This is a genomic window from Ardenticatenales bacterium, from assembly GCA_020634515.1.
Classification (GTDB): domain Bacteria; phylum Chloroflexota; class Anaerolineae; order Promineifilales; family Promineifilaceae; genus JAGVTM01.
In genome coordinates this window covers 348,508-363,327 of the sequence record JACKBL010000004.1, presented here as the reverse complement: position 1 = coordinate 363,327, position 14,820 = coordinate 348,508, and the positions used below count along the sequence as shown (strand labels likewise).

General features: G+C 60.5%; 15 protein-coding genes. All 15 read right to left on the bottom strand.

The window, feature by feature from the left end; all coding sequences use genetic code 11:
• Window positions 1-16 precede the first annotated feature (16 nt).
• Entirely contained in the window at window positions 17-526 is a 510-nt protein-coding gene (locus H6650_13145; GenBank protein MCB8952948.1) for a phage tail protein, read from the bottom strand.
• Window positions 523-1,686, bottom strand: a complete 1,164-nt coding sequence (locus H6650_13140; GenBank protein ID MCB8952947.1) for a phage late control D family protein — start codon at window positions 1,684-1,686, stop codon at window positions 523-525. The genes H6650_13145 and H6650_13140 overlap by 4 nt, the downstream gene beginning before the upstream one ends.
• A 50-nt stretch (window positions 1,687-1,736) precedes the next feature.
• Entirely contained in the window at window positions 1,737-2,423 is a 687-nt protein-coding gene (locus H6650_13135; protein ID MCB8952946.1) for a LysM peptidoglycan-binding domain-containing protein, read from the bottom strand.
• Window positions 2,424-2,430: 7 nt separating this feature from the next.
• On the bottom strand, window positions 2,431-2,616 hold the full coding sequence (locus H6650_13130; protein MCB8952945.1) for a hypothetical protein: 186 nt from the start codon (window positions 2,614-2,616) through the stop codon (window positions 2,431-2,433).
• 76 nt (window positions 2,617-2,692) lie between these two features.
• Window positions 2,693-3,202, bottom strand: coding sequence for a phage tail protein (locus H6650_13125; protein MCB8952944.1), 510 nt, complete (start codon window positions 3,200-3,202; stop codon window positions 2,693-2,695).
• Between the two features lie 66 nt (window positions 3,203-3,268).
• Window positions 3,269-5,413 carry a phage tail sheath subtilisin-like domain-containing protein gene (locus tag H6650_13120; GenBank protein MCB8952943.1) on the bottom strand — a complete coding sequence of 715 codons (2,145 nt, stop codon included), beginning with the start codon at window positions 5,411-5,413 and terminating at the stop codon, window positions 3,269-3,271.
• A gap of 1,020 nt (window positions 5,414-6,433) precedes the next feature.
• Window positions 6,434-6,865 carry a phage tail protein gene (locus H6650_13115; protein ID MCB8952942.1) on the bottom strand — a complete coding sequence of 144 codons (432 nt, stop codon included), beginning with the start codon at window positions 6,863-6,865 and terminating at the stop codon, window positions 6,434-6,436.
• Between the two features lie 136 nt (window positions 6,866-7,001).
• The gene (locus H6650_13110) at window positions 7,002-9,473 is read right to left on the bottom strand and encodes a phage tail sheath subtilisin-like domain-containing protein (protein ID MCB8952941.1); all 2,472 of its coding nucleotides are present in this window, start codon (window positions 9,471-9,473) and stop codon (window positions 7,002-7,004) included.
• A gap of 136 nt (window positions 9,474-9,609) precedes the next feature.
• Window positions 9,610-10,290 carry a carboxypeptidase regulatory-like domain-containing protein gene (locus H6650_13105; GenBank protein ID MCB8952940.1) on the bottom strand — a complete coding sequence of 227 codons (681 nt, stop codon included), beginning with the start codon at window positions 10,288-10,290 and terminating at the stop codon, window positions 9,610-9,612.
• A 4-nt stretch (window positions 10,291-10,294) separates the two neighbouring features.
• Window positions 10,295-10,891: a DUF4255 domain-containing protein gene (locus H6650_13100; GenBank protein MCB8952939.1), complete on the bottom strand. Its 597-nt coding sequence runs from the start codon at window positions 10,889-10,891 to the stop codon at window positions 10,295-10,297.
• A 19-nt stretch (window positions 10,892-10,910) separates the two neighbouring features.
• Window positions 10,911-11,195, bottom strand: coding sequence for a hypothetical protein (locus tag H6650_13095; protein ID MCB8952938.1), 285 nt, complete (start codon window positions 11,193-11,195; stop codon window positions 10,911-10,913).
• Window positions 11,196-11,452: 257 nt separating this feature from the next.
• Window positions 11,453-12,334, bottom strand: coding sequence for a hypothetical protein (locus H6650_13090; GenBank protein MCB8952937.1), 882 nt, complete (start codon window positions 12,332-12,334; stop codon window positions 11,453-11,455).
• A 408-nt stretch (window positions 12,335-12,742) separates the two neighbouring features.
• A complete protein-coding gene (locus H6650_13085; GenBank protein MCB8952936.1) occupies window positions 12,743-13,480 on the bottom strand; it encodes a hypothetical protein in 738 nt (245 codons plus the stop codon).
• Window positions 13,481-13,590: 110 nt separating this feature from the next.
• Window positions 13,591-14,187 (bottom strand): DUF3105 domain-containing protein, encoded by a 597-nt coding sequence (locus tag H6650_13080; protein ID MCB8952935.1) that lies wholly within the window; start codon window positions 14,185-14,187, stop codon window positions 13,591-13,593.
• Between the two features lie 360 nt (window positions 14,188-14,547).
• Complete coding sequence (locus tag H6650_13075; GenBank protein MCB8952934.1) at window positions 14,548-14,775, bottom strand: heavy-metal-associated domain-containing protein; 228 nt, start codon at window positions 14,773-14,775, stop codon at window positions 14,548-14,550.
• Window positions 14,776-14,820 lie beyond the last annotated feature (45 nt).

The following is a 14,820-nucleotide window of genomic DNA, read 5'->3' as shown; positions in this document are numbered from 1 at the left end:
AAAAACCCGGTTTCCGTTATGGGTTCAAGTGAATCGGGTTGCCTTTGGCCGCCAGTTTGGCCGAGGCCTCAATCGTCACGTTTGTGCCTTTGATGGTGATGTCGCCGGCGGATTCGATGGTGATGCCATCGGCGTTCATCGTGATCTTGTTGCCGCTGGCGTCTTCGACCGTGATCTGTTCCGAACCGCCGGTGTCGTCAAAGACGAGTTTGTGACCGGAGACAGTTTGCAACATGCGGATGTGGGGGTCCGTTTCCGGCGGCTTGTTTTCACCGCTCCAGAGGTAGCCGAGGATGTAGGGACGGCGGATGTCGTCCAGTTCAAAGGCGACGAGCGCTTCGTCGCCGATTTCGGGTTGGAAAAATGCGCCCAGTTGGGGACCGGCGAGGGGGACGGCCACGCGCGCCCAGTCACTTTCGTTGCTGTCGGACATCCAGGGGAAGCTGACCTTGATGCGGCCCAATTCCTCTGGATCATCCACATCGGTGACGAGGCCGATGACGACGCCGCGCATGCGCTGGCTCATGGCAGCACCTCCATGCGGGCGGAGAAGTCGGTGGTGTAGCCGCTGCCGCCGATTTTGTGCGTGGTTTCGGTGATGACGTAGCGACCGCTGTACCGCAATCCTAGACCGGTGATGACGATGGTTTTGCCGGCACGTAAATCCGGCAACCCCACCGTCGAACCACTGCCCGTCACCAGGCTCTTAATCAAATTCTCCAAAACCCCACGCGCCTCCTGGTTCGCCTCCTCCCGTGAGGAAATCGGGTGATCAATATCCGTTTCATACGTCTCCGCCAGCGAAGAATCAATGCTGGAGAGCAACTGCTGATCCGGCATATCCGGCCCCAGGTCGCTCCAGGTCGCCTCGCCCGTGATTGCGCGGTCATTCCCAGAAGCCGTCGGATTCCAACCGCGCACCACCACCTTGCCCACCTGCCCGCGCACCTTCAGCGTCGGCGTAAATTGAATCAACGAACGCCCCCAGGTGAGTTCATACGTCGTCTGACTGGTGGGCGTGCGGCCAAAAAACAGTTCCGGTTCGTCCCCATCTTCGGGAATCGTGACGTAAATGTCGTAACCTAAGCGCCGCGCTCGCCGCATGAGAAAGAGGATGGGCGGCTCATTCTTCATGAGCAAATGCGCGTAGCGCGTCTCCTCGCTGGACTGGCCCGGCGGAATCCGTGGCGTGATGTTCAGTTCATTGGCAATGTCCGTGGCGATCTCGCTGTCCGTCTTGTTCTCGAAAACACGCACGTCCGCCGCCGTTTGCAGGGTATACAGCAGGCTGAGGGCGCGCACCTTCAGCGTGGGCGTGCCGCTGGTGGGAAAACTGGGGGAGAGAGACACCACCTGCCCCGTCATCATCAGACGGGGTTCTTCCGCGCCGTAATACCCCATACGCAGCTCCACTTTGGCCCCCGGCTCGAAGTTGGGGACGGGCGAGCCGTCCTCCAGCGTGAGCAGGTTGCTGTTTTCGTCAAAGGGGCTGCTGTACCTCGGGCGCAAGTTCACGGGGTCCCAGTCGTTCAGGGTGATCTCAAACGAATCCAGCTTATCCAGGCTCTCGCGGTAGCTCACGTCCAGCACATCCCGCACCACGGCGCGGCTCAAGTTCTGCCCGCGCAGCTTGATCTCAAAATGGGGTGCGTAGAAGTTCTGGTCTTCGTAGATAGGTGTTGTCATGGTGAGACTTGAGAAACCGGGTTTTTCCAAAAAACCCGGTTTCTAACCCTCTAGCCCGTCGGCGGCAGTTCCAGCGCCATGCCGGGGGTGAGCCGACGCGGATTGAGAATGTGGTTGTGGTCGGCAATGAGCCGCCAGCGAGCGGGGTTTTCGTAGGCGTCGTAGGCGATCTGGGGCAGGGTTTCGCCCTCGCGCACGACGTGAACGCGGGTGTGGTCGGCGGATTGCAGGTTGAGTTCTTGTAGCTGTTCCTCCAACGTCTTGTACTGGCGCAGCGAGAGGGTGACGGTGGCCCGCAGGGGCACGCCATCGCTGTTGAAGAGCGTGAACTGTCGCTGCACGTTGTCAATGACGCAGTCAAACACATGGCTGGCGCTGGTGTCCCACCCGGAGGCAGTGTTGGGAAATTCGCTACCCCAGGTGAGGCGATAGATGGCGGGGGCGTGCAGGTCTTTGTCAATTTTGATGAAGCGGTAAAACGGGTCGGTGAGGGTGGTGACGGGCGTGGCGGTCGCGCCCGTGCCGTCTTCCGTGGTGTCGAAGAAGAGTTCGAGCGAAATTTTCTCGCTGTCGCCGCGCACGAATTGGATGATGGGGCTGTCCAGGCCGGGAATGCTGATCTCGGCGAACTGGGAGCCTTTGGTGAGGCTGTATTGGGTGGGGTTAAACTGCACTTCAACGGGATCGCCCTGAGGGGATTTATTGAGGTCCAGTTTTTGGAAGGTCATTTTGCTCATGACGGCCTTAATCCGTTTCCGTGGTGGAGGGGCCAATGCGGGTGTCGTGGTCGCGCTCTTTTTGCAGCTTGTTTTCGGCCTCCAACCGGCGCAGCACGGCTTCCACAATCTGGGAAAGCACCTCCGGGGTGAGCATGGCGCGGGCGTCGGTGGCGCGGATGTTGCTGGTTACTTCGTTAATGCGAACGTCCATTTCTTTGATACGACCTTCCCGGAAGCTGTTTTGATGTGAAATGTTCTTGGCCTGAAACCGAGCTTCCGGGAAGGTTTTAGAAGATCGCGTTGATGGCGCTGTCTACCAGTGCGCCGGGCGAGACGATGAGTTCCAGTTTTTCGTGGGCAATTTCCAGGCTCTCGATGCTGATCTCGCTGGCTTTGGCGTTGAAGCGAGGGCCGGTCCATTTGACGGGAATGCCGCGGGAGAAGGCCCAGATTTTGATGGGAATTTGCAGGTCGTTTTGCAAAATGATGAGGCCGTCGCGCCGTTTGCCTTTGCCTTCGACGAAGTCTTGATGCCAGAGCCAGAGGTTTTCGCTGAAGCCGACGCCGCGGGTGAGGGTGATGTTGCTGTAGCTGAAGCGACCGGGGAAGCGATGGACGCGGTCGTTGACGCCGCCTTCGAGGTAGTCCACGGTTTCCAGGGTGGATTCGAGGCCGGTGCATTCGGAGAAGCCACCGAGGACGAGGCCGGCGACGCTGGCGATGGTGCTGAAGGTGCTGCTGGTGTCGAGGAGGGTGATGAGGAAGTTAAATGCCGGCAGCGGGTCCAACCGAGGCAGGGACATATAGATGCTCCTCGTTAAGAACATAAAAGTCTGCGAGACTTTTGTATGCGGCGAACCGGGTCACTCCGTTACCTCTATGGCTTCCACGGTGCGGCCCAGGCGGAAAATGATGAACTCAAACGGGACGGTGGGGGCGACGGCGATCTCCGCGAGGACTTGTCCGGCGTCCACGATGTCGGGCGGGTTGTTGTCGGCGTCGCACTTTACCTGGTAGGCTGCGTCTGGCGTTTTGCCGGCAAGCGCGCCCCGCCGCCACAATAAATTCAAGAAACCGTTCAGGCTGTACGTCAATGATTGGCGCAGCACCTGGTTATTCGGCTCAAACACCGCCCACTGGTGATACGCCTCAATCGCCTCCTCTATCATCAACAGCAGACGGCGCACATTCAGATACCGCCACGCCGGATCACTGCTGAGGGTGCGCGCGCCATAGACGCGCAGACCACGGCCGGGCAGCGCGCGAATGCAGTTGATGCCCAGCGGATTGAGAATGCCCTGTACGGCGTCGTTGACCTCGTGGGTGAGCGCCTTGACGTTGTGCAGCACGTCGTTGGCCGGGGCGCGATGCACCCCTTGCGACAGATCGGTGCGGGCAATCAGGCCGAGTACGTGCCCCGACGGCGGCACATCCCGCACGCTGCCGTTTCCGCCCGGCTCGCTGACCGTGAGCCAGGGGTAATAGAGGGCGGCGAAGGCGGTATCGAAGCGGGTGCGCCAGGTCTGAATTTCTTCCAGGCCCAACGCGGACGCGGGCGGATCGAGGACGGCAACGCGGTAGAGACCCGCCTGCCCTTGCCGGATCATGGCCGATTGCACGTCGTACACGTCGTCGGCGCTGAAGGCGGGGGGCAGGGTGATGGGCGTGAGGAAGAAGCGGGCGGGTTCCTGGGGCAGAATGGTGGTGGCTTGCGCGGTGACTTCGAGATCGTGGTAGCCGGCGCGGGTGAGCAGGAGGGAGACGCGGCCTACGGGTAGTTTTAGGAGTTGAAATTCGCCGTTTGTGTTGGTGAATGCCGGCATCAACGCCTCACCCACCACCACCACCTGCACACCCGCTATCGGCGTATCATCCTCCTCCGTCACCAGGCCGCGCAGGCGACCGGCGGGCGGCGGGGCAATGACCTCGCAGGAAAGCGCGGGGGATTGGGCACGGACATTTAGCGGTGGCTCCCGCGGCGGCAGCACCAGATCGGGCGCGGCCAACAGGCTCACCTCATCCACATCCGCCAGCGCCGCCAGCCCGGTAAGAAAATGCGCCTTGTTCACGCCCGCCAGCCCATCACTGCCCCCACGCAGCGGCATTTGCTCCCCTTCCACAGGCCAGCGGTCCGGGTTGAGCAGGTCGCCGGCCTTCGCGTCCAGCAGCAGGTCCGCGTCAAGGAAGTGGGAATCGGCGCGCACCACGTCCGGCAGGTAGCGCGGGTGCGGCGCGCTCAAGCCAAGATTGGCGTGCTGCTCCACAATCTGGCCGTCGAGGTGAACAAGCAGGGTGAATTCTACGCTTTGTAGCAGAATGTCCGCCGCGCCGGGGCTGAGATCGAAGCCGACGAGGGGCGCGTTCCAAATGAGCTGGCGCAGCAGCGGGTCGCGGGCTGTCACCTGCCGGCAAGCGGCGTGGCCGTTCTGGCTGAGTTGGACCACCGCGCCCACGTCGAAGCCGACGAGGCTGCGCACGAAGCTGCTCCAGCCATCCAAAGGTTGTACGGCGGCGGGATCGGTGCGCGTGCTGCCAATGCCGTCGGTTTGCCAGGAGACGGACAGCCGGTTGCCCCATGCGCCGGGGCTGTCGTAGCGGGCGGGCGCGCCGTCGGCAGCCACGCGCGGGCTTTCAGTGATGGGGTCGGTGAGTTTGCCGTGGCTGGCCCACAGGCGCAGCGCGGGTTTGCCATCCGCGCCGGCGAGGGTGATGGTTGCGGCGCGCGCGGGGCTGTAGGGCGCGGCGGCATCCGGGCTGGCGATGCGCACGACGTAGCAGGCGGCTCCGCCGTTGTCGAAGAAGCCGCGCAGGGTGTCCGGCAGGAAGGCGAAGGGAAGGGGGTCACCAAAGATGGCAGTGAACTGCCGCCAACTGGTGATTTTGACGGGAACCAGGAGAGGACCGCGTTCGGTGTAGCCGAGAATGCCGGCAATATCCGTTCGCAACGGGCCAATCGCCGGACGCCCTCTATCTACCTGCTGAAAGTACACACCCGGTGTCGTGTACATACACTATCCTTGGGAGTTTGCGAGTTTGCGAGTTTGCGAGTTTGCGAGTTTGCGAGTCTGCGAGTTTGCGAGTTTGCGAGTTTGCGGGTATGCGAGTTTGCGAGTCTGCGAGTTTGCGAGTTTGCGAGTCTGCGAGTTTGCGAGTTTGCGAGTTTGCGAGTTTGCGAGTTTGCGAGTTTGCGAGTTTGCGAGTTTGCGAGTTTGCGAGTTTGCGAGTTTGCGAGTTTGCGAGTTTGCGAGTTTGCGAGTTTGCGAGTTTGCGAGTTTGCGAGTTTGCGAGTTTGCGAGTTTGCGAGTTTGCGAGTTTGCGAGTTTGCGAGTTTGCGAGTTTGCGAGTTTGTTTGCGAGTCTGCGAGTTTGCGAGTTTGCGAGTTTGCGAGTTTGCGAGTTTGCGAGTTTGCGAGTTTGCGAGTTTGCGAGTTTGCGAGTTTGCGAGTTTGCGAGTTTGCGAGTTTGCGAGTTTGCGAGTTTGCGAGTTTGCGAGGTTTGCGAGTTTGCGAGTTTGCGAGTTTGCGAGTTTGCGAGTTTGCGAGTTTGCGAGTTTGCGAGTTTGCGAGTTTGCGGGTTGCGAGTTTGCGAGTCTGCGAGTTTTTGCGGGTCTGCGGGTCTGCGAGTCTGCGGGTCTGCGGGTCTGCGGGTCTGCGAGTTTGCGGGTCTGCGAGTGAACTCGCCACTCGCCACTCGCCACTCGCCACTCGCCTCGCCACTCGCCTCCGCCACTCGCGCACTCGCCACTCGCCACTCGCCACGCCGCCGCCCTCGCCACGCCACTCGCCACTCGCCACTCGCCACTCGCCACTCGCCACTCGCCACTCGCCACTCGCCACTCGCCACTCGCCACTCGCCTCTCGCCACTCGCCTCGCCACTCGCCACTCGCCACTCGCCACTCGCCACTCGCCACTCGCCACTCGCCACTCGCCACTCGCCACTCGCCACTCGCCACTCGCCACTCGCCACTCGCCACTCGCCACTCGCCTCTCGCCACTCGCCACTCGCCACTCGCCACTCGCCTCTCGCCCCTACACCAACTCCAGCCCTTCGTGGACGATTTCCAGCGCTTCAATCGCCGTTTCGTTGGCGGTGGCCTTCAGCGCGGGGCCTTCCCACTTGATGATCCAGCCCTCGCGGAAGTTCCAGCGCAGCACCTCGTTGCGTGCCTCGTCCAGCAGCACAATGGAGCCAGAACGTCGCTCCGTGACGCCATCAATGGTCGTCTTGCGCCACTGCCACAGTTCCTTGTCCTGGGTGAAGCCCCGCTTCAGGGTAATGTTGCTGTATTTGCGCAGGCCGGGCAGTTTGCGCACCGTGGCCGTTTCATTGCCTTCGCGGTAGTCAATGGCGTCTTGCTCCGTCGTCAGCCCGCCTATTTCGGTGAAGCCGGCGCGGGTGACGCCATCAATTTCCACGAGAAAGTTGTATTGTGCATAGGGATCAATGCGACCGGTAGCCATTTACACGCTCCTTCGGGAATAGTGAACAGTGGGTAGTGGACAGTGGGTAGTGGACAGTTGACAGTTGGTGGTTGGTAGCACCTGTTTTTGCACCTTCTGATTTCTGCCTTCTGCCTTTTGTCTTTTGCTTTTTGCCTTAGCCAGTCGCCTCGCGGGTTTTTTGGCTGATGCGGAAGATGACGAATTCGGCGGGTTTGACGGGGGCGATGCCCACGAGAATGATCAGGCGGCCATTGTCGATGTCGTCCTGAGTCATGGTGGTGCGGTCCACCTTGACGAAGAATGCTTCTTCCGCTTTTGTGCCTTCCAGCGCGCCGCTGCGCCAGACGGTGGTGAGGAAGTTGGTGAGGCTGCGCTTGATGGTTCCCCAGAGGGGTTCGGCGTTGGGTTCGAAGACGGCGAACTGCGTGCCCCGTTCAATGGATTTTTCCACGAAGAGGAAGAGGCGACGCACGTTGACGTATTTCCATTCGGGATCGCTGCTGAGGGTGCGCGCGCCCCAGACGCGCAGGCCGCGATTCATGTCGCGGAAGTCACGCAGGCAGTTGACGTGCTTGGGGTTGAGGATGTCCTGCTCCCCTTTGGTAAGGCGAACTTGCAGGTCGCGCACGCCCATGATGACTTCGTTGGCGGGCGCTTTATGGACACCTCGTTGCACGTCGCTGCGGGCGTAGATGCCGGCAACACACCCACTCGGCGGCAGGTTCAACACATCCCCATTCCGCCCAAACGGGTCACTGATCACCACCCACGGATAATACAGCGCCGCAAACGTCGTGTCGTACAACTGCCGCTGCGTCTGCACCTGCTTCATCTTTGCATTGGGCGCCGAATCCAGCACCGCGAAGCGATAGCGCATCTCCGTGCAATGCTCCACCAGCTTGTTTTGCACATCCTGGTCCGTTTGGCCGGGAACGGCCACAAGGCTGATGTCGTCAATGCTCTTCATGGCAAAAATGCCCGTGCGCTCGTCCGGGTCATCGGCGTCCGCGCCAATGTAGATCGTCTTATCAATCGTCGCCAGGTCATCGTCGCCGCCGCTGAGCGTGCGGTTGACGCCATCGTAGGGCAGCAGGAGGCGCAGCGCGGGCTGGTCGCCGGCGGGGGCGCTGCTTACCAGGTCTTCCAGGCGGAGCAGTTCCGATTCGCCGGCTTCTTCTGGTTTGTTTGTGCCGGCATTAAACACACCCACAATCTTCGGCGCATACCGATTATGCGCCGGGTCCAGGCCCAGGTTGAGGAAAGCCTCGCTCTCCACCACCTTCCCCTGGCCATCCAACCGCTCCACGATAATGTCGAACTCCAGTGAAGCGGCGGTATCGTTCGCCAGCAAGTTGGCATCCGCCCCCCCTTCCACATCCACCTCGTTCGTGGCCGTGCTCACGCTAATCACGCGCTCGCGGGCGATAGGCGAACCGGCGCGCTGGATGTCCAGCACGCTGCCCGTGCCCAGGCCAAAGGTCGCCGCCAGCTTGATGGGGTTGGCATTTTGGGCCACGTTGGCGCTCACCGTGGTGTCCAGCACACTGCTATGACGGATGGAGAGGCGCAGGTGGTTGCCCCACTGTCCCTGGTAGTGCGCGTAGGCGCGCAGCAGGGGCACTTGCTTGATCACGTCTACGCCGGCGGCGTGGGCGGAGGCGGTTTCGGACGTGACGATGGAGAGGGAGGAGACGACGTTGCGCACGACCTGGAACTCGCCGCCAAGCTGCAAAATGGCATCCGCGGCCAATCCGACGGTGTCGTTCAAGGGGAGCATGAACGCGCCTATGGCCACATCGGCGGTCAGGGTCTTGGGCGCGCCGGCGACCAGGGTGACGCGGGTGACGGTGGTGGTGGCCGCGGGATGGGCGTTTTGCAGGGGAAGGGTGAGGGTGGCGGTGTTTGTGCCGGCATTGACACTGTCCACCGTCACATACTCCGTCAACGCACTATTCCCCGTATCCGCAATCCGTAAAACCTCCGCCGCCGCCAGGTCCAACACATCCACCAGGGCAATCGTCATCGCCGCCGCCGCAAAATCACCATTGGCGACAAACACCTGGTCATCCGTCGGCGTCTGCGGCGTCACATTGTCCCCATTGTTGTGCGCCGCCTGCAACCGCCCATGAATGCGCACGCCCGCCGCCACCGGATCGCTCTGCGCCGTCACATACTCCGAGCGCGTGCCATCCTTGATCAACAGGACATCATCCTGCGCAATGTTGTTGCCGCTATCCAACAGCAGCGTATCCGCGCCCGCCGCCGCCAACTGCGTCAGGGTCGTGCTGGCCGGATTGCTGCGCGGCGAGCCATATAGCTCGGCCTGGGCGTACCGGGCATTGGTCCCCACCACGCGCGTCACATACAACCGCTGCCCACCATTGATGAAGAACCCTTCCGCCGCGTACGGCAGGGCATCACGGTTGTTGGTAAACACGCGATGGTCGAGATAACCGCCGAATTTGCGCACAAAATCCGCGTAACTGGTTGTCAGCGTCGGCTGGTTGACAGGGCCGCGCTGCGTGACCCCCACCATCCCAGCCGTGCTGGTACTGACGCCTTCGATGGGCTTATTACCAGAAGGCACCTCTTCAATATAAACTCCGGGGGCTAGATACTCTGGCATGTGCAATCTCCTTCGCAAAAACCGTTGTAGGACGAGTTTTCGACTCGTCCACGCTTTCCGAAATGGACACGGGTGGACGTCTAAACCCTGAAAATGGGGCATTCTCCCAGAATGAACCAATCAGACGATCATTTGGTTACTCGCTGTTCAGGGCGAAGTTCAATTGGTTCACGGGCTGGCGATAATCCAGGCGAATGGTTTGCGTGATCGTCTCGTACCCCACACGCCGCGCACGCACGGAAATTTCCTGGGCCAGGGGCATGTCCTTCAGCATGTAGAAGCCATCGGCATCGGTAATGGCAGGGCCGCGATTTTCCGGGGTGATGACGCGCACGCGCACATTAGGGATGGGGTTGTGCGGATCGTCCGCTTCCACGACGCACCCGCCGAGGTGGACGGGCTGCGGCAGCAGCGCAATATCCTGCGTACTGACAGGTGCGTTGAGGATGTCCACCAGCACTTGTCGGTCGCCGATGGTGCGCATCACCTTTTGCAAGGCCAGGTCCGCGCTCGTGAGGCTGAATGGGATTTCCTGGGTTTCGTAGCCGGGGGCATTGGCGATGAGGCGCAAGTCGAGCGTGTCACCGGGCGCGAGGCGCGGGAACGCGGCGCGCGGAGATGCGGAGAAGACAAACAGCCCGCCGGGAAAGAGGCGTGGTGTCAGTGGGTAAAGGCGAAGGGGTTCGTCCGCCGGCCCTTGATAGGCGAGGGTGAGCGTGGGCGACGTTAGCAAGGCGTCCCCGGTGAGCGCGTCCGTGATGCGCCCCACAATCAGCGCCTGGGAAGACAATACGGCGTCCATCACCCGCAAATTCATGCCCCTACTCCTTCAGTCCGACGGCCATATGGGCGTCGATGACGCGGTGGGCGGCGCTGACCGCTTGCGCGGTGTCAATAGTGACGACGCGGAGCAGGTAGGAGAGGGAGACGCGATACCCCACGTCCAGGGCGCTCCACACCTGCGAAAGTTGCTCCAGGCTCAGTTTTTCCAGGCTGAGGCGAAGCTGGTTACTGTTTCCGCCAAAGCTGTCGTCCAGCGGCGCGCCATTGAGGCTGTCCAAAAATGGCTCGTCATGGAAAAACTGGATGACGCGCCCCAACATGAGCTGGTTCAGCCGCTCGTCGTCATCCAACGGCGTGATCAGATAATGGACGTGCAGCGCCTCCGGCGGAAACCGCAGCCCTGTATCCCCCGCCGCCAGGCGTGGCTGATTACGCAGGTCGTTGCTGACTTCGACATGGTAGAGATAGAGGGAGAGCAGGGGGCTACCGGGCATATTGGTGCTGGGGGGGGAGAGCGTGATGTCGGATTCGGGGGTGGAGAGGTTAAGATCGGCGTCGGCAGCAGCGGAGAGTGCCGCATGAATGCGGCGGCGGAGTTCCAGGGTGGCGTCGTGAAGGATGGTGTAATTACTCATGCCATAAAGGAGTTCTATCTCAGGTGCGGCGCACCGCCGACAGGCTCTTGTCGGGTCGATGGCGTTGCCGCCAGCGGGCCAGCCACCATTTTATGCGCCATTTCATTTGCAGTTTGACACCCATTTCCACGAGATAAGGCAAAATAAAGAAGATGATTTCGTCGGGTGTTTGTAAGTAGCGGCGTTTTTGGGTGAGCAAATGGGTGATATGGCCGCGCCAGACCGTTTCGCTTTGTTCCTGGGCACTCTCCTCCAGCCAGAGTCGAATGACGAAGGTGTGAGTATGCGGCTCATACGGGTCCATAAATACTCCGGGCTACCAGGCGAACCTGGTTGGCATGTGGTATCAAGGAACGGTCTGCCAGGGAAGGGCGCGACGACGCGCACCGGTGGTGCGTGCACCGGTGGTGCGTGCACCGGTGGTGCGTGCACCGGTGGTGCGCGCCCGGATGGTGCGTGCCGCACAATGCGCGCGCGCGCTGTTTGAGTACACTGGAGGCAGTGTACAGTGGGGGAGTCTGGGGGGCGTCTCTCCGGCGTCTGGAGAGCGTCTATGGGGAATTATTCGTGCAGGGCCTGCCGGCATGCTTCCAGACAGGAATCGACTTGCTGTTGCAAAAGTGTGAGCGTGGCGCGCATTTGTCGCAGGCGGGAAATGGCTTCTGGTAGACCTGTTGGCTCCGGGTTTATGCCGGCATTCAACCCATCTTCATCGTCCGCCAGCACCATGAGTATCGGGTCGTCGGCGGCCAGCGTATCGGCGCGGATTTGCTCATTCAGGACCAGCGTACCGCGGGCGGGGCGCACGCCCAACTCGCGTGACAGCGCCGCTTCGCAGCGGTCAAACTGGCGTAGCGCCTCCGTGCGGTTGCCGGCCTGATAAAAAAGACGTATGAGGCGGCGGTGCGTGCGCTCGCGGGCGAGGTCATAACGCAAGATCATCTGCCCATAGCGGATGCCGTCTTCGTAAGCCCGGCGGGCCTCGCTGTACCCCATGAGTTTGTCCAACATGCCCAGGTACATATGCAAGAAACGCTCGCGTTCATAGAGACACCAGTCGTGATACCACCCTTCGAGGAGGTTGCCCTGGTAGAGTTGGGTCGCCTGCCGCAACTTTTGGGCGTCGTCGGCGCTGAGTTCGCGTCCCGCCGTCCCTTGCGCCAGGAGGAAGGTTTGCTCAAACAAGGCGACATCCAACCAGAAGTCGTCGGTGGTGTTGACCTGTACCCATTCTGGTTCGACATGAATGACCTGGGCGCTGTGGGCCTCATCCAGGGAGGATTGCAACTGCCAGAGCGTCTGGCGCAGGTGTTTTTTGGATTGGGCGGTGGTGGTACTGTCCCAAAAGAGGGAGGCGAGTTTCTCGCGGGCGTGGGGTCGGTCACGGTGCAGCAGGAGATAGGAGAAGAGTTGTTGGACTTTGCCGGCATCTATCCCTGGCACGGGTCTTTCATCGCGGCAAACACGGAATTTACCAAAGAGAGAGATACGTAACAAAACCACGATCGCCATCCTTTGTGAAACGGCAAAAGGGAGCCACGGCATCACAATGTAGGGCGTAAACGCCCATTATCACCAAACGTGGGCTGAAGGAAATAAACGGGCCTGCGCTTAACGGCAATGAGCAACAGGCTCTACCCTGTATCGGGTGGCTTGAGGGCTAAATAACACGTCACGAGTAAGTGTGCGGCACAAGGTCGCACACATATCCGGTTTGCGGAAACGATCTCTTCTTCACCAACGCAAACGGATAACCGCACTATAGGATAGGCGTACTGTGTCAGCAGTATAGCAGTTGTTGCGGGGTGTGTAAACTGCCCTACAGAATAGGAGGGAAGCAGGCGTTGAGGGTCAGTGGCCTTCCTTAATTAGGTAGGCGCGGGCGCGGTGCATGAGGTACAGGCTGGTGGCGGCATAGTAGACGACGTAAAGGAAGGAGGCCCATACAAGCCATGTGGGGTGCTGGGGGTAGGAGAGCAGCAGGGCCACGACCGCGCCGCCCCAGAGGAGCGTGAGGAACATCGTGAGGCGGCGAAAGGCGGCCGTGCGGGAATGGTAGATGTATTTGATGGGCACGAATACGAGCGCGCCGAGGAGGACGACGAGGAGGAAATTGAGCCACGCGGGCAGCGCCATGACAAAGAGGTAAAAGGCGACGACGTTCCAGTAGGAGGGGAATCCTTTGAAGTAGTTGTCGTCGGTTTTGGCGTCGGCCTGGGCGAATTGGTAGGCGGAGGCCAGGGTGATGATGATGACGCCGAGCAGGGCCAGGCGCGGAGGGAAGAGTTGGCCCTGGTAGAGAAAAAGTGCCGGCACAATCACATACGTGAAGTAGTCCACCATATTGTCCAGCAGCGCCCCATCAAATCCCGGCAACACCTCCTTGACGCGAAAGCGGCGGGCCAGCGTACCATCAGAAGCGTCCACCATCGTGGCCGCTCCCATCCAAATCAAGGCGGGAATCCACCGCCCCTGTATGATCGCCAGCAGCGCCAAAACGCCCCAGACGATACCGCTGGCCGTAAAAAGATGCACTCCCCAGGCGGATAGCTGGTTGGCGCGGGTTGCGGAAGGTGCGGGAGTTCTCATAATGGTTCGCTCAAAATCAGGGGCATCGCCCTTCTACCGTATGCGCCCGAATAGGGGGGGGCACCCCACAACCAATTGGCAACAATAAACGGGAACTATCCACGATTCTTCTACCCGGTGGGATTCCCCACGGCGCTGGGGCCACCGCAGCTTGCGCCCAGTTCCGGCGTTTGCGGTCCCTGGATATAGCGGTCCATGAACTGCTGAATGCGTTTGTCTTTGGGTTTTTCCACTTGCAATTGCAATCCCCAGGCCGTGAGGGCGATGGGGGATGTTTGTCCGGGGAAAGGACTCATAATCACGAAGTTTTGTCCGCGCGCGTACTGTTTCAATTCATCCACTTCATCTGCCGGCAAATCTGGCTGATACGTCAACCAGACCGCGCCATGTTCTAGCGAGTGAACCGCGTTTTTGGAGGCCACCGGGGCATCATAAATCCCGCAGTTGAGCCAGTTGTTGGCGTGGATGCCGCCCGCCGGCGGGAGTCCCGTGTCCGCGTAAGTGGCGTTGTCGTCGTGCCCACGTTCCTGCACGCCCAAATTCACGACGCCTTCCAACGCCTTCGGGTCCTGCAAGGAGAAAATCAGCAGGGCCAGCAGACCAATGATGCCCAAACCGACAATACCCCCAATGATGTATACACGACGATTGCCGCTGTCGGCTTCCGGCTGTGAAACCACGCGGCGTGGAGTTGTTTTTTGTGCCATGCAATCACTTCCTCAAGTTTCGTAGGCCGTGATTAAGCGCCAATGCGCCAGAATCGCGGCAAAATTAAATGGATATCGATGGGTACACATTTTGCGCGGAGGGGGGGAGAATGCCGGCAGCAATTATGCGTGACAGAGACGGTTGATCCGCGCAATTTTAGGCAAAGCAGTGCCTGCCATTTTACCCAACAAGGATGTGAATGCCAGCACCAGTTGAGGCGTCGCGCGGAACTGTTTAACCAGGACTCATGCAAACGCGCCACTGCCGCGAGGCAGCATTCCGGCTGCTTCCGCAACAGTGGCGCGCAAGTTCCCACACCTGGTCCGATAAGGATCAGACAAGAAGAAGGAGGCGCGATCTCAGGCGATGTTCACCTGAATCAGGTCGGCGGGCGGATAGTTGATCTCGCGCAGCAGCGCCTCGATCTTCTCCCAGGTAGCCGGTTCCTGCCAGGAAACGGTGACCTGGCGGCTTTGCTGGTCCGCTTTCACGCTCTGGACGCCTTCCAGATCGCCCAATTCCAGTTCGATGGTGTGGGTGCAGTGGCCGCAGTGGATGGCGGGGACAAGAAAAGTCTTATGAGTCATGGGGCATATCCTCTCGTTTTGGACGGCACGAGTGTCTCCGGCGCG